The organism is Amycolatopsis sp. NPDC059027, from assembly GCF_042739735.1.
GTDB lineage: Bacteria > Actinomycetota > Actinomycetes > Mycobacteriales > Pseudonocardiaceae > Amycolatopsis.
Genome location: NZ_JBHYIK010000045.1, coordinates 51,741 through 73,823, shown reverse-complemented (window position 1 = coordinate 73,823; position 22,083 = coordinate 51,741). Strand labels below are relative to the sequence as shown.

The following is a 22,083-nucleotide window of genomic DNA, read 5'->3' as shown; positions in this document are numbered from 1 at the left end:
CCTTACGGGCGTCGGACGCCCGTAAGGTGGCCTTGACGGCGTCGGCCCCCGCGCACTGGTGAGTGGTTTGTCCTTTGTGGAGTGGGGGGCGTTCGCGGGCAGGGGGTGGCGCCCAGCGTGCTACAGGGCGGGTGTCCTGAACGACGCGTATGAGACGTTGAACGTCGCGAACGCTCCGTTCGCGACGGGAGGGTCGGCCGTCTGCGATCCGGGTGGTTCCCTGCCCGGCGGGCACGCGAGAACCGCGGAGCGCGGGCGAACTCCGCGGCAACAACGGGAAGGTTTCGTTGCCAGAGCGCAAAAAAGGGTGGTGGGTGCGAGAAGCACCCACCACCCCTGCAGCCCCGGTCAGGGGTTTCCGGGGCTGACGACGGCCGCGGGCACCGGGGCGCGGACGTCGTCGGCGAACATGTCGCGGTCGCGGATGGCCAGTGTGCACACGAGGCTGATCGCGGTGGTCACCGCGAGGTAGACGAGCACGCCGTTCGTGCCGGTGCGGCCGGCCAGGTAAGCCAGGATCAGCGGGGTGAGCCCGGAGGCCACCACGCCGGAGAGCTGGTAGACGACCGAGATCCCGGTGCAGCGGCGGGACACCGGGAACAGTTCGGCGTAGAAGGCCGCTTGCGGCCCGTACATCAGCGGGTAGCTGATGCCCAAGACGGCGACGAGCGACACGGTGATCAGGACCGTGTTGCCCGCGTGCAGCGCGGCCAGCGCGGGTATCGCCAGCACCAATGTCGTCACGGCGCCGACGGCGAAGGCGCGGCGGCGGCCGACCCGGTCGGACACCCGGCCGAAGATCGGGATGAACACGACCATCACGGCCGCGGCGATCATCACCGCCTGCAGCAACGGCTGCCGGTTCAGGTGCAGGGTCCCGCTGCCGTACGAGATCACGAACACGGCCCAGGCATTGAAGGCCACACCCTCGGTCAGCCTGCTGCCCATGCCGAGCAGCAGATGCCGCCGGGAAACCCGGTCGCGGACCAGTTCGAGCGCCGGGACGGTCGATTCGCCCTCCTGCTCGGCCATTTTGCGGAAGGCGGGCGTCTCCACGATCTTCACGCGGATGAGCAGACCGACGACCACGAGCACCGCCGAGAGCAGGAACCCGATGCGCCAGCCCCAGGCGAGGAACGCCGCCTCCGTCGTGACGGCGTTGAGCGCCGCGAGCACGCCGGTGCCGAGGGTGAGCCCGATCGCGAGCCCGATCTGCGGGAAACTCCCGTAGAGGCCCCGTTTCCCGGCAGGCGCGTACTCGGTCGCCATGAGCACCGCACCACCCCATTCCCCGCCGACGGCGACGCCCTGCGCCAGCCGGAGCACGATGAGCAGGATCGGCGCGGCCGGGCCGATCATCGCGTAGTCGGGCAGCAGGCCGATCAGGCAGGTCGCGACGCCCATGATGAGCATCGTCGCCACGAGTGTCTTCTTGCGGCCGACACGGTCGCCGAGGTGTCCGAAAAGGAATCCACCGACAGGCCGGGCGAGGAAACCCAGCGCGAAGGTCGCGAACGACAGGACGGTGGCGACGAGCGGATCGCTGCCGGGGAAGTAGAGCTTGTTGAACACGATGCCCGCGGCCGTGCCGTAGAGGAAGAAGTCGTACCACTCGACGGTCGTGCCGAAGACACTGGACGCCACGACGAGGCGTACGTCGGAACTGCCCCTGGTTTCCTCGCCAGGCCGGGAAGGAGTTGTCTCCATTGATAACTCCGTTTCCTTCTAGATTCTGTTTCCTAAGCGGCGAAGCCGCTTGCTGTGGGCCAGCAGCTCGCACCGCTGCGGGTTCTCAGACGCCCTCTCGCGAGGACAGCGTCGACGTGGTGAATTGGCATTCATGAGGAGGCGATCCCGGAGCGAGAGGGCGTCTGAGGTTCCGCTACCCGCACCGCTACGCAAGCCGCTCTGCAGCACTCTCTAGAGGGAGCGGCGGAAGATGTCTACGAGAGCGGGCCGGGTGACCGGGCGGGGCACGACGGCGAGCTGGCGGGTCTGCTTGAGGGTGCCGTCCACGAGCGTGTCGATGTCGGATTCACCGTAGCCGAAGGCGTGCAGCCCCTTCGGCATCCCGATGTCGGCCATCAGCTCGCCGAGCACGTGCGGCAGGGCCTCGGCCCCGTCGGTCGCGGTGAAGGTCTGCCCGCCGGACAGGAGACGGGCCGCGCGCAGGTGACGTTCGGGGGCCGACGGGTAGGTCCAGCGGAACACGGCGGCCGCGGTGGCCGACACCGCTTGGCCGTGCGGCACCATCGGCATCTCGGGGTAGCCCTCGGCACGGTAATCCTTGACGGCACCGGCGATCGGATACGCGTTGGCGTGCGGCAGGTGCGTACCGGCGTTGCCGAATCCGGTGCCGGCGTAGGTGGACGCCAAGGCCATCTGCGTCCGCGCGGTCAGGTCGCGTCCATTGAGGACGGCGCCACGAAGATGCTTGCCCACCAGGGAAAGCGCCATCTCGCACCAGACGTCGCTGATCGGGTTCGACCCGCAGAACGCGGGGCGGCGCATCGGGTCCTCCGGCGCGGGCTTCGCGTCGAAGGCCACGCTGGTGTAGCTCTCCAGCGCGTGCGAAAGCACGTCCATCCCGCTCGCCGCGGTCACCTCGGACGGCAGGGAGACGGTGGTCCGGGGGTCGACGACGGCCAGCGACGGGCGCAGCGACGGATGGCTCACCCCGGCCTTGAGGTGCAGGCCGAGCAGGTCGACCACGCAGATGGTGGTGGACTCCGAGCCGGTGCCCGCGGTCGTCGGCACCGCGATCAGCGGTTTGAGCGGCAGCCACGGCGCCTTGCCCGCGCCGATCGGCGGCGTGACGAAGTCCAATAGTTCGCCGGGGTGGGTGGTGAGCAGGTTGACGGCCTTGGCTGTGTCGATCGCCGAGCCGCCGCCGATCGCGACGAAGCAGTCCCAATCCTGTTGCCGCGCAAAGGCTACGGCGTCGTCGATGCTCGCGTCGGTGGGCTCGACGCCCACGCCGTCGAAGATCTCGCTCTTCACGCCCGCGGCGCGGATCGAGTCGAGCGCGCGGTCCGGGATGCCGGTCCCCCGGACCCCGGGGTCGGTGAGGATCAGGCACGACTTCGCCTGCCGGGCCGCGACCTCGGCGCCGAGTTCGTCGAGGGCACCGGCTCCGAACTTCAGCGGCGGTGCGGCCCAGGTGAACACACTCTCGTTGCGGTGCAGTTCGGGCACGGGTGACCACTCCTCACGTCGACATTGACAAAATGTGGAAGGTATATCCACTATGTGGCGAGCACACCATAGCTCCGCGTCCAGTCGTTGTGAACCCCCGAGTTCCCTGGAGATGTCATGTCGTCACCTGCACTTTCGCGAGCCACGCTGGAGGAAGCGCTGCGAGCCGCGGTGTCCTGCGAGGTGGCCGGCGACCCGGCGACACTCGCGACGCACTCCACCGACGCGTCGAACTACCGGCACGTCCCGCTGCTGGTCGTGCGTCCCCGGTCGGCCGACGAGGTGGTGGCCGTCCTGCGGGTGTGCGCGGAGCACGACGCGCCGGTCCTCCCGCGCGGCGCGGCGACGAGCATCGGCGGCCAGGCCACCAATGAGGCGGTGATCCTCGACTTCACGCGCCATCTCGACCGCGTTCTGGCGATCGACACCGAGGCACGCACCGCGCGCGTCGAGCCCGGCCTAGTGCTCGACCGGCTGCGCGAGCAGGCCGCCGCGCACGGGCTCACCTTCGGGCCCGATCCTTCGACACACAGCCGCTGCACGATCGGCGGCATGATCGGCAACAACGCGTGCGGCTCGCATTCGGTCGCGTGGGGCAAGACCGTCGACAATGTCCGGTCACTGGAGATCGCGCTGCGCGACGGCACCCGGCTGGAAGTCGGCCGGACCTCGCCTGAGGAGCTGGAATCGTTATGCGCACGTAAGGATTCCGTGGGGCAGCTCTACCGGTCACTACGCGCGGTGCGCGACGAATACCTCTCCGACATTCGTCTCGGGTTCCCGAAACTGCCGCGGCGCGTGTCCGGCTACAACCTCGAATACCTGTTGCCGGAGAACGGTTTCGACGTCGCCAAGGCACTCGTCGGTACCGAGGGGACCTGCGCGACGATCCTGAGCGCGACGGTCGATCTCGCGGAGGCGCCGTCGTCGCGGGCGCTCGTGGTGTTCGGGTTCGGCAGCAGCGTCGAGGCCGCCGACGCCGTCCCCGCGCTGCTCGACCTGCCCGTGTTGACCATGGAGGGCATCGAAACCGGGCTCGTCCAGGCACTCGACGCGCGGAAACCCGGCGATCGCAGCGAACTCCCGCCAGGGAACGCGTGGCTGTATCTCGAAACCGGCGGCGCGTCGGCGGCCGGGGCCCGGGAAAACGCGCGGCGGGTGGCCGAGCGCGCGGACCTGGTCGGCGCCAGCCTGCTGGTGGTGGAAGACCCGGTGGCGCAACGGAAACTCTGGCGGATCCGGGAGGAGGGCGCGGGCCTGGCCACCCGGCTCGCGGACGGCTCCGAGGCGTGGTCCGGCTGGGAGGACGCCGCGGTGCCACCGGAAAATCTCGGGCAGTACCTGCGCGAGTTCGAACTGCTGATGTCCAAGCACGGTCGCAAAGGCCTGGTGTACGGCCATTTCGGCGACGGCTGCCTGCACGTGCGCATCGACTTCCCGCTCGCCGCACCGGAAGCGAAACAGGCCTACCGCGACTTCCTCACCGACGCCGCCGAGTTGGTCGTCGCCCACGGTGGTTCGCTGTCCGGCGAGCACGGCGACGGGCAGGCCCGTGCGGAGCTGCTCCCCCTCATGTTCCCGCCGCGGCTGATGGACGCCTTCGCGGAGTTCAAGGCCGCCTTCGATCCCGGGAACGGGATGAACCCGCACCGGGTCGTCGATCCCGCCCCGCTCGACGCCGACCTGCGCACCGTCATCGCCCCGCCGGTCCTGCCCACCCGCGCCCGGCTCGCGCTGCACGCGGACGGCGGGGACCTCGGCGCGGCGTCACGCCGCTGTGTCGGCGTCGGGAAATGCGTGTCCGCCTCCGGCGGCGTGATGTGCCCCAGCTACCGCGCGACCGGCGAAGAGGAACACTCCACCCGCGGCCGCGCACGGCTGCTGTTCGAAATGCTCGCCGGCGACGTCATCACCGACGGCTGGCAGTCCACCGAGGTCCGTGACGCGCTCGACCTCTGCCTGGGCTGCAAGGCCTGCAAATCCGACTGCCCGGTGGGCGTCGACATGGCCTCCTACCGCTCGGAGTTCCTGAGCAGGCACTACGAACACCGCAAACGCCCGATGGCGCACCACACCATGGGCGCGTTACCGCGCTGGCTGCGACTGGGCGCACCGATGGCCAAGGTGATCAACGCCGTCGCGGCGAGCCCGCTGCGCCGGGTGCTCAACCGGTTCGGCGGGATCGCCGCCGAGCGCGAACTACCCGCGCTGGCCGCACCGACGTTCCGGAAGTGGTTCGCCCGCCGTAAGCCTCCACAGTGGACGGATGAGCGGACACCGGTCGTGCTGTGGCCGGACACCTTCACCAACTTCTTCGACCCGGCGGTCGGCCGCGACGCCGTCGCCGTGCTGGAAGCCCTCGGTCACGAGGTACACCTCCCCGCCCGCACCGTCTGTTGTGGACTGACCTGGCACAGCACCGGACAGCTCGACACGGCGCGCGGCGTGCTGCGTCGTTCCCTCGACGTCCTCCAGCCGTGGCTGGAACGCGGAGTGCCGGTGATCGGGCTGGAACCGAGCTGCACGGCCATGTTGCGCAAGGACGCCGCCGAACTGCTGCCCGGCGACCCGAGAGTGGAACTGCTCGGCAAAGCCGTCCGCACCTTCGCCGAGCACGTGGGCGAGGCCGAACTCCCGGAGATCAAGGCGGTCGAGGAGCGCGTCCTCACCCAGGTGCACTGCCACCAGCACGCGGATCTGGGCTATGACGCCGACGCCCGGCTGCTCGGCCGCGTGACCGGCGATGTGCGGGTGTTGCGCGAAGGCTGTTGCGGCCTGGCGGGCAACTTCGGGTTCGAGCGTGGGCACTACGACGTCTCGGTTCAGGTGGCCGAACACCAGCTCCTGCCCGCGTTGCGTGAAGCGGCTCCGGGAACAGTGGTGCACGCCGACGGCTTCAGCTGCCGGACGCAGATCCGCCAGCTTTCCGAGCACGAACCCACGCACCTCGCCTCGCTGACCGCGCGGGCACTCGGCGTCAGCGCTGAGTGAACCTGTCCGGCGGCAGGAACTGCGCGACCTCCCGCGCGGCCTCGATGGCCCGCGCGCCCAGCTCGGGGATGCGCTCGTCGGGCAGCCGGACCGTGGGCACCTGGATGACCACCGCGGCCTTCGCCAGGCCCTGGTCGTCCAGGACCCCGGCGCCCACGCAGCGCACTCCGGCGACGTTCTCCTCGTCGTCGATGCTGTAACCGCGGTCGCGGGTCTCGGTCAGCTCGAGCGCCAGTTCCTCGCGGCTCGCCAGCGTGTGCGTGGTCAGCGCGGGCAACTGCTCCGGCAGGCTCGCCAGGTACGCCTCGACGTCGAGCGAGTGCGCGAGGATCGCCTTGCCGGAAGCGGTGGCGTACAAGGGAAAACGGGCCCCGGGGTGCTGTTCGAACCGCAGTGGCAGGGTGGACTGGGCCCGCAGCAGCACCACGGACTCGCGGCCGTCGCGGATCGCGATGTTGACCGATTCCTCGGTCTCCTCGTTGACCTGCCGGATCACCGGCAACGCCCGCTCCAGGCCGTGGACCCGCTGCGCGGCCTGGCCGAGCAGGATCGCCCCGGCGCCCAGGTGGTAGCAGTCGGTGTGCGGGTTGTGGGCCACCAGGCCGTCGACGCTCAACGCCCCGACGACGCGGTGCGTGGTGCCCGGCGTGAGGTCGAGACGCCGGGCGATGGCGGACAGGGACAGCTCCCCGCCCTCGTCCATGAGCAGCCGCAGCACCCCGAGCGCACGTCGGATGGCCTGGGTTCCGGCTGGTGGCTGGGCTCCTGTGTGGTTCACGGGCTTCCGTCGTCCTGGCGATCCGCTGACCCGGCAAGGCTAACGCAGCCGGTCAGGAAACCGCCGTCACCACCCCGGAGACGACGACCAGCCCCGCGACGACGTACTTGAACGCCTTCCGCGGCACCCGCGCCGACACCGCCGTGCCGAGCTGGTTGCCCACGATCGCCGCCCCGAGCAGGACCGGGAGCACGGGAAGCAGCCCGTGCCGCGGGATCCCGCCGGTCACGGCCAGCGCGCCGAGGGAGATCAGGTTCGTCGAGATGAAGTAGCAGGCCAGGTTCGCGATGAACGCCCGCACCGGCAGGTTCGCCGCGCTGAGCAGCGCCGCGACCGGCGGGCCGTTCAGCGACACCGAGGTGGCGAGATAGCCGCTGGCCAGCCCGGTGGCCACGTGCCCGGCGCGGCCCGGCCCTGCGTTGCCCTCGCCGGTGGACGGCAGCAGCAGGAGAAGGCCCAGCAGCGCCACGACGACACCGGCGAAGATCCGCAGCACATGGACCGGGACCGCGCCGACGGTCACCGCGCCCAGCACGGCGCCCGGGGCGCTGCCCGCGACGAGCAGGGCGATGCGTTTCGGTTCGATCGCCCGCCACGACCGGCACACGACGAGGATCCGGGAAACCAGCGTCGCCGCGAGGTTGACCGTCACCACGAAGGGCACGTCGTAGCCGAGCAGCAGCAACCCCGGCGTGGACAGTAGCGAGGTCGCGAAGCCGGTCGCGCCGCCGATGAGCGAGGACGCGGCCACCGCCAGGGCGGCGAGGACGAGGTCCATCTAGGCGCCGTCACTCACCGCGGTCCTGCTCCGTACCGCCTGGACAGCGGTGAGCAGGGCGGTCGCCCGGACGTCCCCGACGCCGCAGCCGCGGGACAGATCGTTGACCGGCGCGGCGAGCCCTTGCAGGATCGGGCCGAACGCGCGGGCCCTGCCGAGCCGTTCGGCGATCTTGTACCCGATGTTGCCCGCGTCGAGATTCGGGAAGACGAGGACGTTGGCCCTGCCCGCGACCTGGGAGCCGGGGGCCTTGCGCAGTCCGACACTCGACTCGACCGCGGTGTCGAACTGCAGCTCGCCGTCCACCTGGTACCCCGAGTCGCGCTTGCGCAGCAGCTCGGTGGCGCGGCGGACCCGCTCGACGCGTTCGTGCGTGGCGCTGCCCAGCGTGGAGAACGACAGCATCGCGATCACCGGCTCCTCGCCCGTCAACGCCTGGTGGGTGCGGGCGGAGGCCAGCGCGATCTCGACCAGTTCCTCGGCCGACGGGTCGGGAACCACGGCGCAGTCGGCGAAGGTCAGGCATCGCTCGTCCGGCAGGACGAGCAGGAAGCAGCTGCTCAACGTCGTGCTGTCCGGGACGAGCCCGACATACCGCAGGCACGCCCGCAGCACGTCGGCGGTCGGCCGGTTCGCGCCCGCGACACACGCGTCGAACGTTCCGGTGGCGACGCCCGCGACAGCGGTGCTGACAGGATCGCCCAGCGCGTCCGGGATCCGGTCGGGCTTCTTCGCGAGGCGGGTCGTGATCAGGCCGTGGATCGCCGCGTCCGCGGCGAGATCCCGCGTGTCCACAATGGACTCGCCGGACAGCCGGACGCCCGCCTCGCGGCAGGCCCGGCGGATCGAGGCCGGATCGCCGACGAGCCGCGGCGCTACGCCGTCTTCGTCGTGCAGCAGCGCCGCCGCCTGGACGACGCGCGGGTCGTCGCCGTCGGCCAGCGCGACCGCGGGCCGGATGTCGGCCAGCACCTCGCGCCATCGATCGTGCAGGGGGAAGGTCACGGGCTACCGCTTTCGGGAGTCGGCGGCAGGGTTCCGACGCGGTCCCGCGCCCGCCGGAACCTGCCGGGGTGGGGCGGATCAGACGTAGTCGCGGTACTTGTCCAGCAGCCGCACCGGCTTGCGCAGCGCGTCGCGGCGGAACGGGTCGCCCAGCTCACGCGAGCACATGACCTCGATGACCGTGGTACGGCCCTCGTTCATCTGCGCGTCGACGGCCTTGCGCAGCGCCGGACCGACCTCGTCGAGCGAGTCGACCACGATGCCCTCGGCCCCCATCGCCTGCGCGATCCCGGCGAAGCTCTCGCTCTCCAGCTCGCCCGCGACGAACCGGCGGTTGTAGAAGTCGACCTGGTTCTTCTTCTCCGCACCCCACTGCCGGTTGTGGAACACCACGGCGGTGACCGGGATGTCGTGCCGCACCGCGGTCATGATCTCGACCATGCTCATCCCCCACGCGCCGTCACCGGCGTAGGCGATCGCGGGCCGGTCGGGGCACGCGGCCTTGGCGCCGATGATGGTCGGCAGCGCGTACCCGCAGTTGCCGAAGCTCATCGGCGCGAAGAAGCTGCGCGGCTCCTCGAACCGCAGGTAGCTGTGCGCGACGGAGTTGATGTTGCCGATGTCGGTGGACACCATCACGTGCTCGGGCATCGCCTTTTCGAGCTCGCGGAGGACCTGGCGGGGGTGCAGCCAGTTGTGCTCCTCCTTCTCCTGCTCGGCGATCATGTCGAGGCTGTACGGGTCGGTCTCGTGGATCCAGGCGCTGAGCTCCCGCTCCCACGTCTCCTTCTCCTCGCGGATCTCGTCGGCACGCTGGCCGCGGGTCGCGTCGCAGGCGAGCGTCCGCTTGCGCAGCCGCTCGGTGAGCGCCGCGGCGGATTCCCTGGCGTCACCGCAGATGCCGACGTCGATCTTCTTGACCAGGCCCAGCATCTTGTTGTCGGCGTCGACCTGGATGATCTTCGCGTTCTTGGGCCAGTAGTCCATGCCGTGCTGCGGGAGCGTGCCGAACGGGCCGAGCCGGGTGCCGAGCGCGAGGACGACGTCCGCCTTGGAGATGAGCCGCATGGCGGCCTTCGAACCCTGGTAGCCGAGCGGGCCGCACCACTGCGGGTGGCTCGCCGGGAACGAGTCGTTGTGCTGGTAGCTGTTCACCACCGGCGCGCCGAGCCGCTCGGCGAGTTCGCGGCATTCCCCGACACCGCCGGAGAAGACGACGCCGCCGCCCGCGACGATCACCGGGAACTCCGCCCCGGCGAGCAGATCGGCCGCCTCGTCGAGGCTGCGGGTGCCGCCGGGACCGCGGTCGAGCCGCTGCGGCACCGGGATCTCGGCCTCGATCTCGCCGTAGAAGTGGTCGCGCGGGATGTTGAGCTGGGTCGGCCCCATCTCCGACATCGCGCGGTCGAAGGCCCGGCCGGTGAACTCCGCCATCCGGTTCGGGTTGTTCACGTGTGCCTGGTACTTCGTGAACTCCTGGAACATGGGCAGCTGGTTGGCCTCCTGGAAGCCGCCGAGGCCGATCCCCATCGTCCCGGTCTCCGGCGTGATCATGACCACCGGGCTGTGCGCCCAGAACGCGGCCGCGATCGCCGTGACGCAGTTGCTGATGCCAGGGCCATTCTGGCCGATCACCACGCCGTGCCGGCCGCTGGCGCGCGCGTAGCCGTCGGCCATGTGCGCCGCGCCCTGCTCGTGCACGACCGGGATCAGCTTGATGCCCGCCGGCGCGAAGATGTCCATGGCGTCCATGAAGGCCGAGCCCATGATGCCGAAGATCTCGGTCACGCCGTTGGCCGCCAACGTCTCGACGAAGGCCTCCGAGGGGGTCATCTTCTGCGGCCCCGTTGCTCGCTCGCTCACTGCCTGCTCCCTGAACGTCGTCGTCGCAAAATCTGGAACGAAAGATTCCGAAAACTTGGATTTGCTCGGACTGTAGGCGGCGCGACCCACCCAAGTCAACGGGTTGTCTTCAAGTCCGAGACGCGGTGTACTGTTTTCCGAGACACGAGGGAGACGGTGTGGAACTGATCCAAGAGCCGGACGGACCGCTGTCCGGCGACACCCCGGCGCTGCGGCTGTTCGCCCTGCTCGAACTCATCGCGGCCAGCGACCACCAGGTCTCGCTGCCGGCGCTCGTCGCGGAGACCGGCCTGCCCAAGCCGACCCTGCACCGCATGCTCCAGCAGCTGGAGTCGGCGGGCCTGCTGCTGCGAGAAGCCGACGGCCGCAGCTACACCACCGGCGCGCGACTGCACCGGCTCGCGGAGAACCTGCTGCTCAACGACTCCCGCAACGGCGGGCGGCATGTGATCCTGCAGCACCTGGTCGAGGAACTCGGCGAAAGCTGCAACATCACCGCACTGTCCCGCGGCGAGGTGGTCTACCTCGACCGCGTGGAGACGCCGGAGCCGCTGCGGTTCTACCTGCGGCCCGGCTCCCGGGTCCCGGTCCACTGCTCGGCGAGCGGCAAGCTGTTCCTCGCCCAGATGCCCAAGCAGCAGCGCCGCAAGCTCATCGGGCACGCCCCGCTCAAGCGCTACACCGACAAGACGATCACCGAGCCCGACGCCCTGGAGGCCGAGCTCGACCGGATCTCCGAACAGGGTTACGCCGTCGACGACGAGGAGTTCCTCCCTGGGCTGGTCTGCGTAGCGGTGACGGTGCCCCGCGAGGACGGCGGGCAGCCGATTCTTGGCGTCGCGGTCCAGGCCCCGGTCATGCGTTTGTCGCTCGACGACGTCACCACGACGCTGCCCGCGCTGCGCGCCGCCGCCGAAGCCATGAGCCGTCACGAGATCACCGCCGCCACCACCGACGCCGCGTCGGGAGAGGAGCAGCCGTGACGACCCGGATGCCGGACGCCACAGTGGACGCGCGGGAGCTGTTCGGCCTCGACGTCGACCTCAAGGTCCCCGCGTTCGCCGAGCCCGACGAGCACGTCCCCGCGCGCGACGACGCCTACCGCTTCGATCCCGAAGTGACCCTCGCCCTGCTGCTCGGCTTCGCGCACAACCGGCGGGTGCTGGTACACGGCCGGCACGGCTCGGGCAAGTCCACGCACGTCGAGCAGATCGCCGCCCGGCTCAACTGGGGTTGTCTGCGCGTGAACCTCGACGGCCACGTCGGACGGCTCGAACTCGTCGGCCGCGACGCGGTGACCCTGCGGGAAGGCAAGCAGGTCACCGAATTCCGCGAAGGGATCCTGCCGTGGGCGGTCCGGCGCCCGGTCGCGCTGGTACTGGACGAATACGACGCCGGACGCCCCGACGTCATGTTCGTCATCCAGCGGCTGCTCGAGAAGGAAGGCCGGTTCACCCTCCTCGAACGCAACGAGGTCCTCCACTCGCACCCGGGTTTCCGGCTCTTCGCCACCGCCAACACCAGCGGCCTCGGCGACCACGACGGGCTCTACCACGGCGTGCAGCGGATCAACCACGCCCAGCTGGACCGCTGGAACGTCGTCGCCAAACTCGACTACCTGCCCGCCGAGACCGAGGTCGGCATCGTCCGCGGCCAGGTGTCCACTGTGGACGAGCGGACCGCGGCGGCCATGGTCGCGCTCGCCCGGCTCACCCGCCAGGGCCACGAATCCGGCGACCTCGCCACGCTGATGTCCACCCGGACCGTCGTGACCTGGGCGGAGAACACCGGCTATCTCGGCGATCCCGCGCTCGCGCTGCGCATGACGTTCACCAACAAGTGCGCGGAGTTCGAACGGGAGATCGTCGACGAGTACTTCCAGCGGTGTTTCGACCGCGACCCGGAATCGCGCGAACTGCGCGCGAGCGCCTGAGCGATGATCCACGACGCCCTCGCCGACCGCGCCGCCGCCCGCGCGGCGCACCGGCTCGACCTCCTGCGCGGCACCACGGTCCGGGCGATCGGCAGGGACCGCGAGGTACGGTTCCGGGCCGGGGAGCCGTATCGGGGTGCGAGCAGGCTGACGATGCTGGCGCCGCACTTGCGTGCCACTGCGGACGACGACCCGCGATGCCTGCGCGGCGCCGCCGACGGGCTCGCACTGCGGATGCGGTACACCGACCCCGTACCGCACCGGGAACACCGGCCGGACGGCGACATCGGCGGCCTGGTGTTCGACCAGCTCGAACAGTTCCGCGTCGAATCCGTTGTGCCACCGTGGTTTCCCGGTGCGGCGGCGAACGTCCGGCACCGGGTCGAGCACTGGCTGGTCACCGCCGACGCCGACGGGATCACTCAGACGAATTCGGGCCTGCTCCTGCACACCGTGGCCGCCATGGCCTGGTCGCATCTCACCGGGTTCCCGGTGCCCGCCCTCGTGGAGGAGGTCATCGAGCCGATGCGGGCCGCCCTCGCGCCCGAGTTCGGTCCCCGGATCGCCCGGCTCGGCAAGGTGCGCGGCGAGCAAGAACGCTTCGCTCCCCTGGCAACGGAGTTCGCCGTCGGCGTCGCGGACCTGCTGGGCGCCCCCAGCGGACGACCACGCCGCGCGCTGTCCGCCGGACAACGCGCGCTCGCCGACCTCCTCCGCGGCTCCGGGCCCGAGGACGCCGGTGTCCCGGTCGCGGGTGACCCGCGCCATCTGTCCGAAGTGGACGGATACCGGATCTTCACGACCGCCCACGACCGGCAGCGCGACGCGACCGGCCTCGTCCGTCCCGCGCAGCAGAAGGAGTTCCGGCACCGGCTCGACGATCTCGTCCGCCACGCCCGGCTGAACCGCGCCAAGATGCTGCGCGACCTCGCCGCCGCGCTCGCGATCCCGGCTGCCGACGGCTGGGAACACGGCCTCGAAAGTGGCCACGTCGACGGTCGCCGCCTCGCCACCCTGATCACCTCGCCCAGCGAGACGCGGGTCTTCCGGGCCGAGGCCGTCACCAGGAAGGCCGACGTCTCCGTCACCTTCCTGCTCGACTGCTCGGGTTCCATGAAACAGCACGTCCCGCTGACCTCGGTACTCGTCGACACCCTGACCCGCGTGCTGGACGAACTCGGTGTCACCACCGAGGTTCTGGGCTTCTCCACCGACGGCTGGAACGGCGGCCGCGCGCGACGGGACTGGGCAAGGGCCGGTCGCCCCGCCGAACCCGGGCGGCTCAACGATCGCCTGCACCTCGTCTTCAAGAACGCCGACGACTCGTGGCGGCGATCGCGCCTCGGCATCGCCGGGCTGTTCAAAGCGGACCTCTTCCGCGAAGGCCTCGGCGGCGAGGCGGTGCGCTGGGCTGCCGAGCGCTCCCGTGCCCTCGGCGCCCGCCGCGGCCTCGTCGTGGTGTTCTCCGACGGAGGCCCCGCTGACAGCGCAACCGCCGCGCAGAACCCCGATGGCTTCTTGGAGACCGACCTGCTCCGCGCCGTCCACGAGGCCGAAACCCGCGGATCCGAGGTCCACGCGCTGAGCCTTGGCGTCGACCTCGGTCACTTCTTCGCACGGTCCCTCGTGCTCCCCGCCCAGGACCGGGCCGATCAGTCCATGGTGGACGAAATCATCGCGGCACTCGGGGCCGGCCGGTGAAACTCGTGCACCGCGGCAAGGTCCGCGACGTCTACACCGACCGCGGCGACACCGTCCTCGTGGCCACCGACCGGCTGTCGATGTTCGACGTCGTTCTCCCCACTCCCGTACCGGACAAGGGAAAGATCCTCACCGCGCTGTCGCTGTGGTGGTTCGGACGCCTCGCCGACGTCGTCCCGCACCACGTCCTCCCGGCCGTGGACGTGCCGCCCGAGTTCGCCGGCCGCGCCGTCCGCTGCCGCGGCCTGGCGATGCTCCCGGTCGAATGCGTGGCCCGCGGCTACCTCACCGGCGGTGGCCTGGCCGAGTACCGCGCCACCGGCGCGGTTTCCGGAGTCCCGCTCCCCGCCGGGCTGACGGACGGTTCCCGGCTGCCCGAGCCGATCTTCACTCCGTCCTGGAAAGCCCCGGCCGGTCAGCACGACCGCCCGATCACCTTCGCCGAAGTCGCCGGCCTCGTCGGCGCCGAAACCGCCGCCCGGCTGCGCGAACTGACCCTCGACGTCTACCGCGCCGCCGCGGAAATCACCGAACGGCAAGGAATTCTCCTCGCCGACACGAAACTGGAGTTCGGCCACGACGCCTCCGGCGATCTGTACCTCGGCGACGAACTCCTCACCCCGGACTCCTCCCGCTTCTGGTCCGCCGATTCCTGGCAGCCCGGCCGCGCACAGCACAGCCTCGACAAGCAGTTCGTCCGCGACTGGGCCGTCTCGACCGGCTGGGACAAACACCCGCCCGGCCCGCCGGTGCCCCCGACGGTCGTCGCCGCCGTCCGCTCCCGCTACGCCGAGGTCTACCACCGCCTCACCGGGCTGAAGGGGACTGTCGTCTCGTAGGATGCGCTGAAGGGCGCTTTCCTCGCATGGCATGCGAGGAAAGTTCCCTTCAGCACGCTTTGAAGCCGCCTCACATGTTCTCGGCGCCGGTTCTGATCGCGGCGCGGATGCGGGGATAGGTACCGCAGCGGCAGACGTTGCGGAGGCCGTCGAGGTCGGCGTCGGTGATCTCCCGGCCTTCGGCGGCGACGCGCCGGACCAGCGCGACGGCGGCCATGATCTGACCCGGCTGGCAGTAACCGCACTGCGCCACGTCGTGCTCCAGCCACGCTTCCTGCATCGGGTGCAGCTCGCGACCCACGGTCGCCGGAAGCCCTTCGATGGTCGTGACCTCGTCGGACGGCCGGAGATCCTTGACGGGGATCGCGCAGGGGTTCACCGCCTTGCCGTTGAGGTGGCTGGTGCAGGCCTTGCAGACGTTGATACCGCAGCCGTATTTCGGCCCGGTGACGCCGAGGATGTCGCGCAGCACCCACAGCAGGCGCACGTCGTCGGCGACGTTCACGGTGACCTGCGCACCGTTGACGCGGAAAGTGTGTTCGGGCACCGAAACTCCCCTCTTCAGCGGGCGTACCGCAGACCGTCCACAGGGGACGGTGGAATCGGCGGGACGGTCGGTTTGGGCTCGAAGGAGAGCGTGCCGTGGTTGATCGGGAAACGCGTCGGCATCGTCCCGGTCGCGCGGCCGTACGCGCAGGCGACCGCGGCCATCGAGGCGGCGACGCCCAGCTCTCCCGCCCCGCCCGGCTCGTCCGAGGTGCTCGGCATGACGACGATCCGGAGGTCGGGCGGGGTGTTCCACTGGCGCGTGTAGAAGTAGTTGTCCCAGCTCGCTTCGAGGAAATATCCGTCGCGCAGGTGCAGGCTGGACGTCAGGGCCAGCGCGATGCCGTCCATCACGCAGCCCATCATCTGGGCCTCCAGTCCGCGCGGGTTGACCACGAGGCCGACGTCCACGGCGAAGACGACCTTCGTGACGCGGGGCCCGGACACGCCGTCGCGGATGGGCCTGCCAACAGTTTCGGGGCGGCAGTCGATCTCCACCAGCGCCGCGCTGACGGCCTTGTATTCGCCGTGGAACGCGATGCCCTGCGCGGTCCCCTCGGGCATCCGCCGTCCCCACTCGCCGTCCTCGGCGGCCTTGCGCAGCACCGCCCGGGAGCGGTCGTCGCGAAGGAAGCCGTCCCGGAATCGGTACGGGTCCTTGCCGACCTTCCCGGCGAGCTGGTCGACGACGAGTTCCCGGGCACAGGCGACGTCGGGCGAGTAGACGTTGCGCATGCTGCCGGTGTTGAAGCTCTTGCCGGTCTCGCTGAGCAACTGCGTGCTGAAGCCGAAGTCGTACGGCATCGACTGGCTGAGCTGGAAGAAGGTTTCGGAGAACCCGATGTCCCCCACCGGGAGCCGCGCGGCCATGGCGGTGATGACCTCGCCGAGCCCGTGGCCGAGATCGGTGGACACGCTGGTGTGCCGCTGCTGGTAACCGAGCACGGTGCCACCGAGATACGACGCGCGCACGCGCGAGGTGGCCATCGGGTGGGTCCGGCCCTGGCGGGAGTCGTCGGCCCGGTGCCACATGAGCTTGACCGGTTTGCCGATCTTCTGGGAGACCTCGGCCGCCTCCGCTGCCGCGTCGTGGAACAGCTTGCGCCCGAAGGACCCTCCGCCCTCGACGACATGCACGGTAACGCTGCCGGGCGGCAGCCCGAGTTTCGCGGCGATGGCCTGTTTGGCGACGATCGGGGCCTTCAGCGCCGACCAGATCTCGGCCCTGCCGGGCCGCACGTCGGCGACGGCACAGTTGGGTTCGAGCGCGCTGTTGCCACGAAAGGAAAAGGTGAATTTGCCTTCGACACAGGGAACCAGTGGCGGCGGCCCGATCGGCAGCTCCGCGGCGGCCAGCTCCTTCAGCACGCTTTCGTCGGATTTCCCTTCCGCGGTGCCGGGTTTCCACGACACGCGCAGCGCGCGCACGGCGTCGACGCACTGGCCGAAGGTCTCGGCGCGCACCGCGACCCCGGTGGAGATCACGCAGACGTCGGTGACTCCCGGCAGGCCGCGGACCTCGGCGAGATTGGCCACCGAGCCGACCCGCCCGTTGACCGTCGGCGGACGGCACACCATCGCCGGTTTCGCACCCGGGACGTCGAGGTCCATCGCGAACACCTTGCGCCCGGTCACCGCGGCCAGCGCGTCGATCCGGTTGTGCGGCTTGCCGATCACGGTGAAGTTCTCGCGTGCGGTCAGTTCCACGGGCACCTGGCGGGTTCGCGTGCTCGCCGCTTTCTCCGCGAGAGCACCGATCTCGACACGGCGGCCGGAGCGATCGGAGACGACCCCGCCCTTCAACGTCAGGGCACTCGCCGGCGAGCCGAGTTCGGCCGCGGCGGCGTCCAGCAACCGGCGCCGGGCGATCGCGGCGGCGACCCGGATCGGGGTGTAGGTCGCGACGGTCGTGTTCGACGCGCCGGTGAGCTGGTTGAACAACAGCTCCGGCCGGGCGTCGGCCAGCGCGACCCGCACCCGGTCCAGCGGCACTGTCAGCTCCTCGGCGATGAGCATGGCCGAGGAGGTGGTGATGCCCTGCCCGACCTCGGCGCGGGGCAACGCGAACGACACCGTGCCGTCCGGTTCGACCTCGACGGAGATCAGACCCGACGTCGGCAACGCCGCCGCGGTCAGCATGTCGTTGAGGTCGACCAGTTTCGTCAGATCCGGCGAAGGCAGCTCGGCGCCGGCCGCGGGTCTCGGCCCGAACTCGGCCGCCGTCACGAGGATCGGCGCCGCGAGAACGTAGCCGAGGAACCTTCGCCGCCCGATGGACTCCCCCATCGCTCAGCCCGGCCGGTTGGTCTCGGGGATTTCGATCCTCGTCCCCTTGCCCTTGGTGAGGTAGAAGAGGATGTACTGCCGCGCGGCTTCGTCGAGGACCCAGGCGGCCTCGGGCACCAGCGGCAGCGGGAGGAGGCCTTCGCGGAAGGCCACCAGCGCGGGCCACGCGGCGGCGATCGCCGGTCCCCAGATCGGCTCGCGGGGAATGGCGTCCCAGTCGGCCACCTGGTCGCCGACCAGGTACCGGGCGAGCGCGTTGCACAGCGGCCTGCTGATGCTGCCGGGGCTGGTCTGCTCGGCGAGCTGGCCGAGCAGGATGTCGGTCAGCTCGACACCCTCGCGGGTCGGCCCCATGGCGGGCGGCAGGACCTGTGCCGACTGGGCGTTCGCCGCGTCCCAGGTGGCGGGGATGTACTCGTCCCTGATGCCGAGCATGTGCGCGGTCACCTGCCACACGTGCAGATAAGCCGTGGATTCGGCGGTACTGATCGGGACCTTCCATTCGCGCATCCTGCGCATCGCGAACGTCGGTAGGGTGTGCCAGGTGACGAGCATGTCGTTCTGGCTGATCGGGATGTCGCCGGTCCAGTGCGGAGACTGCTTCAGCAGATGCCGGACCGCCGCGTGCACCAGCCGCGTCTTCACGGCGTTGACCACACACGAGCCGTCGGGTCGGTACGCGTTCAAGGCGCCGACGGCGAATCCGAGGATGCTGGTCTTGGCGACGCGATCCTCCATGTCCGCGCCACCCTTGGAGTAGTAGACCGCGCGCGCCTCCTTGGGGATGGCGGTGCTCAGCATGCCGCCGCCGACGCCGTTGAGCAGGTTGAGATACAGCCCGCGGGATTTGGTGAATTCGGCGGCGGTTTCGAGCTTTCCACGGTCCGCCCACGAAGGCAGCTGACGTGCTCTGTCCATAAAGGACCGAAGGTCGGCGGGCAGCCCGGCGGGCGGCGGCTGGTCGTTGCGCGTCCACTCCGCCAGCAGGCGGTTGACCTCGGGCACCGCGCCGCGATCGAGCAGCGACGCCACCAGCGGGTCCGCCTCCTCGTCCCACACCCACCGCGGATCGGCCCCTGCCCCCGAACCCGCGACGGACCCGCTCGCCGCCCATGCCCAGGCCGGGGACGCGACCCCCAGCGCACCGAGCGCGCCAAGGGCGCCACCCGAGATCAACATCTTGCGCCTGCTGAGTTCCGCCATACCGTGAACTCCTCCTCGGGTCCGGCCCATCAGGACGGGCGGTTGATCTCGGGGATTTCGATGCTGATCGGACGCGCCTCGGACAGGTAGAGCAGGGCCGCCTTGCGCAGGAACTCGTCGAAGAGCCAATAGGCCTGCGGCGCGCCAGGGAAGGGAAGCAACCCTTCGCGAACGGCGATGAACGGGCCCCAGCTCGCCTTCAGCAGCGGATCCCAGACCGGTTCCCTGGCGATCGCCAGCCAGTCGGCGATCCGGTCGCCGAGCAGGAAGCGGGTGAACGCGCCGAGGATGTGCTTGCTCAGCACGCCACCGTCGACCGGCGAACCGAGATCGAGCAGGATATCGGCGAGTTCGACACCCTCGCGGGTCGGCGCCAGCACCGGGTCCAGCACCTGCTTGGCCTGCGCGTCGGCCGCGCTCCACGACGCGGGAATGTACTCGTCCATGATGCCGAGCATGTGCGCGCCGATCTGCCACGAGTGCAGGAAGGCCTCGGACTCGGCGGCCGGGATCGGCACCTGCCACGCGGTGAGCTTCTGCATCACGGTCGTGGGCAGGCTGTGCCAGGTGACCATCATGTCCGCCTGGCTGATCGGGATCTTCTCACCGGAGACGTCCGGCCAGTGTGGCGACTTCGGCAGCAGGTGACGCACCGCGGCGTGTACCAGCCGGGTCTTGACGCACGTCACGATCATTTCGCCGTCGGGCTGATAGGCGTTCCGCGAGCCGATGTCGTAGCCCAGTTTGGCGGTCTTGGAGATGCGGTCCTTCATGTCCGCGCCGCCCTTGGAGTAGTAGACCGCGCGTGCCTCGTGGGGAATGACCGTGCTCATCATGCCGCTGGCCAGCCCGTACAGCACGCCGAGGTACAGCCCGCGCTTTTCGTTGAACTTCACCGCGGTGGCCAGCTTTCCCCGGTCCGCCCACGGAGGCAGGCGGCGGGCGCGCTCCATGAAGTCCCGCAGATCGGCGGGCAGCCCGTCCGGTAGCGGCTGGTCGTTCCTGGTCCAGGTCCGCAACAGCGCGTTGACCCTGGGCACGTCACCGCGGTCGAGCAGCGAGGCGACCAGCGGATCGGCTTCCGGGTCCCAGACCCAGCGCGGGTCAGCGCCTTCGCCGGCGCCCGCGACCGAGCCCCGGGGCGACCACGTCCACGTCGACGCCCACGCGGGTGTCGCGGCGGTCAGCGCGCCAAGCGCGCCCAACGCCCCGCCCGCCTTCAACACGTTGCGCCTGCTGAGACTGTCCATGCCTTCGCTCCTCCTCCTTGAGGTCGCGAGCGCCTGATACGATGAAACACGATGCGCATCTGCGTATCACCATGAGAGCACAGCGTGTCGGCCATCACAAGACCTGTCGCGAGGACGGAGTTCGGCGGTCGAGGCAGAACTTGAGGCAGAATCGGTCGTCTCAGGAGGTGATCGTGGAACCTGCGCTGTCCGCCCTCGGGGCGACCTCAGGCTCGGAATCGATGCTGGAACGCGCGTATTCCGAGGCTGTCGAACGGGTCGACGACAGGGACGACACCCGCACGCGCATCCTCGACGCGGCGTACGAGCAGTTCTGCCGCATGGGCATCCAACGGTCCACAATGGAGGATGTGGCCCGGCGGGCGGCCGTCTCGCGGATCACCGTCTACCGCCGGTTCGCCACGAAGGACACCCTGGTCGAACACGTGGTGCGGCGGGAATTCCGCCGATATTTCGACCAGTTCCTCATCGACATCGAGCGCGCCGAAACCGTCGCCGACCGGGTCGTGCTGGGTTTCGTGAGCTCGTTGCGCGCCATCCGCGGCAACCCGCTGATCGGCGGCCTGATCGCCGCGGAGCCGGACCTGTTCGTGTCGTCGATGACCAACGACGGCGGCCGGACACTCGCCACCGTGCGGCAGTTCGTCGCGGGCCAGCTCCGCCACGAACAACGCGCCGGCACCGTGGACCGCGCGGTGGACGCCGATCGCGTCGCCGAGCTGATGGTCCGCGTCTCGGCCTCGTTCCTGGCCATTCCCAGTCACCTCATCGACCTCGACGACGACGAGCAGGTGGCCGAGGTGGCCCGGCAGTTCCTCGTCCCGATGCTGCGGCCGCCCGGAAAATCACGCTGACCCGTTCGGCGCGTACCCTCGCTGGCGCAGGTCTATCCGGGGAGGGCGCGGTGTTCGTTCACGTCGGCGGTGACGGCGCGGTCCGGGTCGAGGAAGGCGACGACTGCACCCGGCTTCACGTCGCCACCGAGCTGGATTCGGCGGCCACGGGCCAAGCGTTGCGCGACGCCGGTTTCGGCGGCCCGGCCGACGAACCGGACAGCGCCTGGCTTTCGGTCGAATCCCTGCGCGAGAACGCATCGCGTGGTTCCGTCGGCGCGGACTGGCCCGGGCGCTGGGACGCGATGATCGCGTACGCGGCGCGGAAGGGCTGGCTGACGGCGGACGGCACGAAGGTCGCCGCCCATATCGAACACCCCGCACCGGCCTGACCGGACTCAGCCGGCTTCCACCGCGGTTTTCAGTGCCCGCACGACCCGTTCGTACTCCGCCGTGATCGCCTCGTACTGCTCGGCGATCACGGTCGCGACCAGGGAACCGGACCACGTTTCCGTGTCCGTGTAACGACTTCTGCCGCTCGCCAGCGGCTCGACCTCGAAGCTGTGCCGCCCCAGCAGAACGTCGGGCACGCCGCCCAGCCACACCAGCCGCCGCGGCGGGAGCGCCTCGACGATCTCGGCGGTGAACGACTGGTCACCGGCGACGCCGCCGGACACCCTCAGCTTCAGCTTCGCCCCCGGAACCGCTTCGGGCACCGGATCATCGACGACCATCGTGGGATGCCAACGGGAATAACGACCGAAGTCGACAAGAACCCGCCACACCGCCTCGGGCGGCGCCGCGACGTCCACCACGGTCCGGATCAGCGAACCCTGCGTCATGGAGCACGACGATAGCCCCGCCGAGGTCCGGTGCCGACCG

At 70.1% G+C, this 22,083-nt stretch carries 18 protein-coding genes; 7 read left to right on the top strand and 11 right to left on the bottom strand.

Features of this window, described 5'->3' with window-relative positions; genetic code table 11:
* Window positions 1–348 precede the first annotated feature (348 nt).
* Together ACFWY9_RS28445 and ACFWY9_RS28440 are read right to left on the bottom strand one after the other, a co-directional pair.
* On the bottom strand, window positions 349–1,707 hold the full coding sequence (locus ACFWY9_RS28445; RefSeq protein WP_378340325.1) for an MFS transporter: 1,359 nt from the start codon (window positions 1,705–1,707) through the stop codon (window positions 349–351).
* A gap of 213 nt (window positions 1,708–1,920) precedes the next feature.
* On the bottom strand, window positions 1,921–3,195 hold the full coding sequence (locus tag ACFWY9_RS28440) for a hydroxyacid-oxoacid transhydrogenase (RefSeq protein ID WP_378330025.1): 1,275 nt from the start codon (window positions 3,193–3,195) through the stop codon (window positions 1,921–1,923).
* 117 nt (window positions 3,196–3,312) lie between these two features.
* Here ACFWY9_RS28440 and ACFWY9_RS28435 point away from each other — a divergent pair, with 117 nt between their 5' ends.
* Window positions 3,313–6,186, top strand: coding sequence for an FAD-binding and (Fe-S)-binding domain-containing protein (locus tag ACFWY9_RS28435; protein ID WP_378340324.1), 2,874 nt, complete (start codon window positions 3,313–3,315; stop codon window positions 6,184–6,186).
* Here the strand turns inward: ACFWY9_RS28435 and ACFWY9_RS28430 are convergent.
* The 4 genes from ACFWY9_RS28430 to xsc form a co-directional block, all read right to left on the bottom strand.
* Window positions 6,173–6,964, bottom strand: a complete 792-nt coding sequence (locus ACFWY9_RS28430) for an IclR family transcriptional regulator (RefSeq protein ID WP_378340323.1) — start codon at window positions 6,962–6,964, stop codon at window positions 6,173–6,175. The genes ACFWY9_RS28435 and ACFWY9_RS28430 overlap by 14 nt on opposite strands.
* A gap of 52 nt (window positions 6,965–7,016) precedes the next feature.
* Window positions 7,017–7,742, bottom strand: coding sequence for a TSUP family transporter (locus tag ACFWY9_RS28425; protein ID WP_378340322.1), 726 nt, complete (start codon window positions 7,740–7,742; stop codon window positions 7,017–7,019).
* Entirely contained in the window at window positions 7,743–8,747 is a 1,005-nt protein-coding gene (locus tag ACFWY9_RS28420) for a phosphotransacetylase (RefSeq protein WP_378340321.1), read from the bottom strand.
* A 78-nt stretch (window positions 8,748–8,825) separates the two neighbouring features.
* A complete protein-coding gene (xsc, locus tag ACFWY9_RS28415) occupies window positions 8,826–10,580 on the bottom strand; it encodes a sulfoacetaldehyde acetyltransferase (protein WP_378330080.1) in 1,755 nt (584 codons plus the stop codon).
* A gap of 188 nt (window positions 10,581–10,768) precedes the next feature.
* On the opposite strand from xsc, the gene ACFWY9_RS28410 reads away from it, so the two are divergent.
* Genes ACFWY9_RS28410 through ACFWY9_RS28395 form a run of 4 tightly spaced genes read left to right on the top strand, consistent with a single transcriptional unit; the run spans window position 10,769 to window position 15,083 of the window.
* Complete coding sequence (locus ACFWY9_RS28410) at window positions 10,769–11,593, top strand: IclR family transcriptional regulator (RefSeq protein ID WP_378330030.1); 825 nt, start codon at window positions 10,769–10,771, stop codon at window positions 11,591–11,593.
* Window positions 11,590–12,543 carry an AAA family ATPase gene (locus ACFWY9_RS28405; protein WP_378340320.1) on the top strand — a complete coding sequence of 318 codons (954 nt, stop codon included), beginning with the start codon at window positions 11,590–11,592 and terminating at the stop codon, window positions 12,541–12,543. Before ACFWY9_RS28410 ends, ACFWY9_RS28405 begins: the two co-directional genes overlap by 4 nt.
* Before the next feature lie 3 nt (window positions 12,544–12,546).
* Window positions 12,547–14,244: a cobalt chelatase gene (locus tag ACFWY9_RS28400; RefSeq protein WP_378340319.1), complete on the top strand. Its 1,698-nt coding sequence runs from the start codon at window positions 12,547–12,549 to the stop codon at window positions 14,242–14,244.
* Window positions 14,241–15,083: a phosphoribosylaminoimidazolesuccinocarboxamide synthase gene (locus tag ACFWY9_RS28395; protein ID WP_378340318.1), complete on the top strand. Its 843-nt coding sequence runs from the start codon at window positions 14,241–14,243 to the stop codon at window positions 15,081–15,083. The genes ACFWY9_RS28400 and ACFWY9_RS28395 overlap by 4 nt, the downstream gene beginning before the upstream one ends.
* 70 nt (window positions 15,084–15,153) lie before the next feature.
* On the opposite strand, the gene ACFWY9_RS28390 is transcribed toward ACFWY9_RS28395, so the two are convergent.
* The 4 genes from ACFWY9_RS28390 to ACFWY9_RS28375 are packed head-to-tail and all read right to left on the bottom strand — an operon-like array spanning window position 15,154 to window position 20,368.
* Window positions 15,154–15,630 carry a (2Fe-2S)-binding protein gene (locus ACFWY9_RS28390; RefSeq protein ID WP_378340317.1) on the bottom strand — a complete coding sequence of 159 codons (477 nt, stop codon included), beginning with the start codon at window positions 15,628–15,630 and terminating at the stop codon, window positions 15,154–15,156.
* Between the two features lie 14 nt (window positions 15,631–15,644).
* A complete protein-coding gene (locus ACFWY9_RS28385) occupies window positions 15,645–17,915 on the bottom strand; it encodes a molybdopterin cofactor-binding domain-containing protein (protein ID WP_378340316.1) in 2,271 nt (756 codons plus the stop codon).
* Between the two features lie 3 nt (window positions 17,916–17,918).
* The gene (locus ACFWY9_RS28380; protein WP_378330036.1) at window positions 17,919–19,118 is read right to left on the bottom strand and encodes an oxygenase MpaB family protein; all 1,200 of its coding nucleotides are present in this window, start codon (window positions 19,116–19,118) and stop codon (window positions 17,919–17,921) included.
* 29 nt (window positions 19,119–19,147) lie between these two features.
* Window positions 19,148–20,368: an oxygenase MpaB family protein gene (locus ACFWY9_RS28375; RefSeq protein WP_378330037.1), complete on the bottom strand. Its 1,221-nt coding sequence runs from the start codon at window positions 20,366–20,368 to the stop codon at window positions 19,148–19,150.
* Window positions 20,369–20,541: 173 nt separating this feature from the next.
* Between ACFWY9_RS28375 and ACFWY9_RS28370 the strand changes: the two genes are divergently transcribed.
* Both ACFWY9_RS28370 and ACFWY9_RS28365 read left to right on the top strand, forming a co-directional pair.
* Window positions 20,542–21,222, top strand: coding sequence for a TetR/AcrR family transcriptional regulator (locus ACFWY9_RS28370; RefSeq protein WP_378330038.1), 681 nt, complete (start codon window positions 20,542–20,544; stop codon window positions 21,220–21,222).
* 50 nt (window positions 21,223–21,272) lie between these two features.
* Window positions 21,273–21,593: a hypothetical protein gene (locus tag ACFWY9_RS28365; RefSeq protein ID WP_378330039.1), complete on the top strand. Its 321-nt coding sequence runs from the start codon at window positions 21,273–21,275 to the stop codon at window positions 21,591–21,593.
* Window positions 21,594–21,599: 6 nt separating this feature from the next.
* On the opposite strand, the gene ACFWY9_RS28360 is transcribed toward ACFWY9_RS28365, so the two are convergent.
* On the bottom strand, window positions 21,600–22,043 hold the full coding sequence (locus tag ACFWY9_RS28360) for an SRPBCC domain-containing protein (protein WP_378340315.1): 444 nt from the start codon (window positions 22,041–22,043) through the stop codon (window positions 21,600–21,602).
* Between the last annotated feature and the right edge of the window lie 40 nt (window positions 22,044–22,083).

Coding starts and splice junctions, on each gene's coding strand:
- ACFWY9_RS28360 (WP_378340315.1), bottom strand. CDS start 22,043: ATGACGCAGGGTTCGCTGATCCGGACCGTGGTGGACGTCGCGGCGCCG.
- ACFWY9_RS28445 (WP_378340325.1), bottom strand. CDS start 1,707: ATGGAGACAACTCCTTCCCGGCCTGGCGAGGAAACCAGGGGCAGTTCC.
- ACFWY9_RS28380 (WP_378330036.1), bottom strand. CDS start 19,118: ATGGCGGAACTCAGCAGGCGCAAGATGTTGATCTCGGGTGGCGCCCTT.
- ACFWY9_RS28400 (WP_378340319.1), top strand. CDS start 12,547: ATGATCCACGACGCCCTCGCCGACCGCGCCGCCGCCCGCGCGGCGCAC.
- ACFWY9_RS28425 (WP_378340322.1), bottom strand. CDS start 7,742: ATGGACCTCGTCCTCGCCGCCCTGGCGGTGGCCGCGTCCTCGCTCATC.
- ACFWY9_RS28385 (WP_378340316.1), bottom strand. CDS start 17,915: ATGGGGGAGTCCATCGGGCGGCGAAGGTTCCTCGGCTACGTTCTCGCG.
- xsc (WP_378330080.1), bottom strand. CDS start 10,580: ATGACCCCCTCGGAGGCCTTCGTCGAGACGTTGGCGGCCAACGGCGTG.
- ACFWY9_RS28375 (WP_378330037.1), bottom strand. CDS start 20,368: ATGGACAGTCTCAGCAGGCGCAACGTGTTGAAGGCGGGCGGGGCGTTG.
- ACFWY9_RS28435 (WP_378340324.1), top strand. CDS start 3,313: ATGTCGTCACCTGCACTTTCGCGAGCCACGCTGGAGGAAGCGCTGCGA.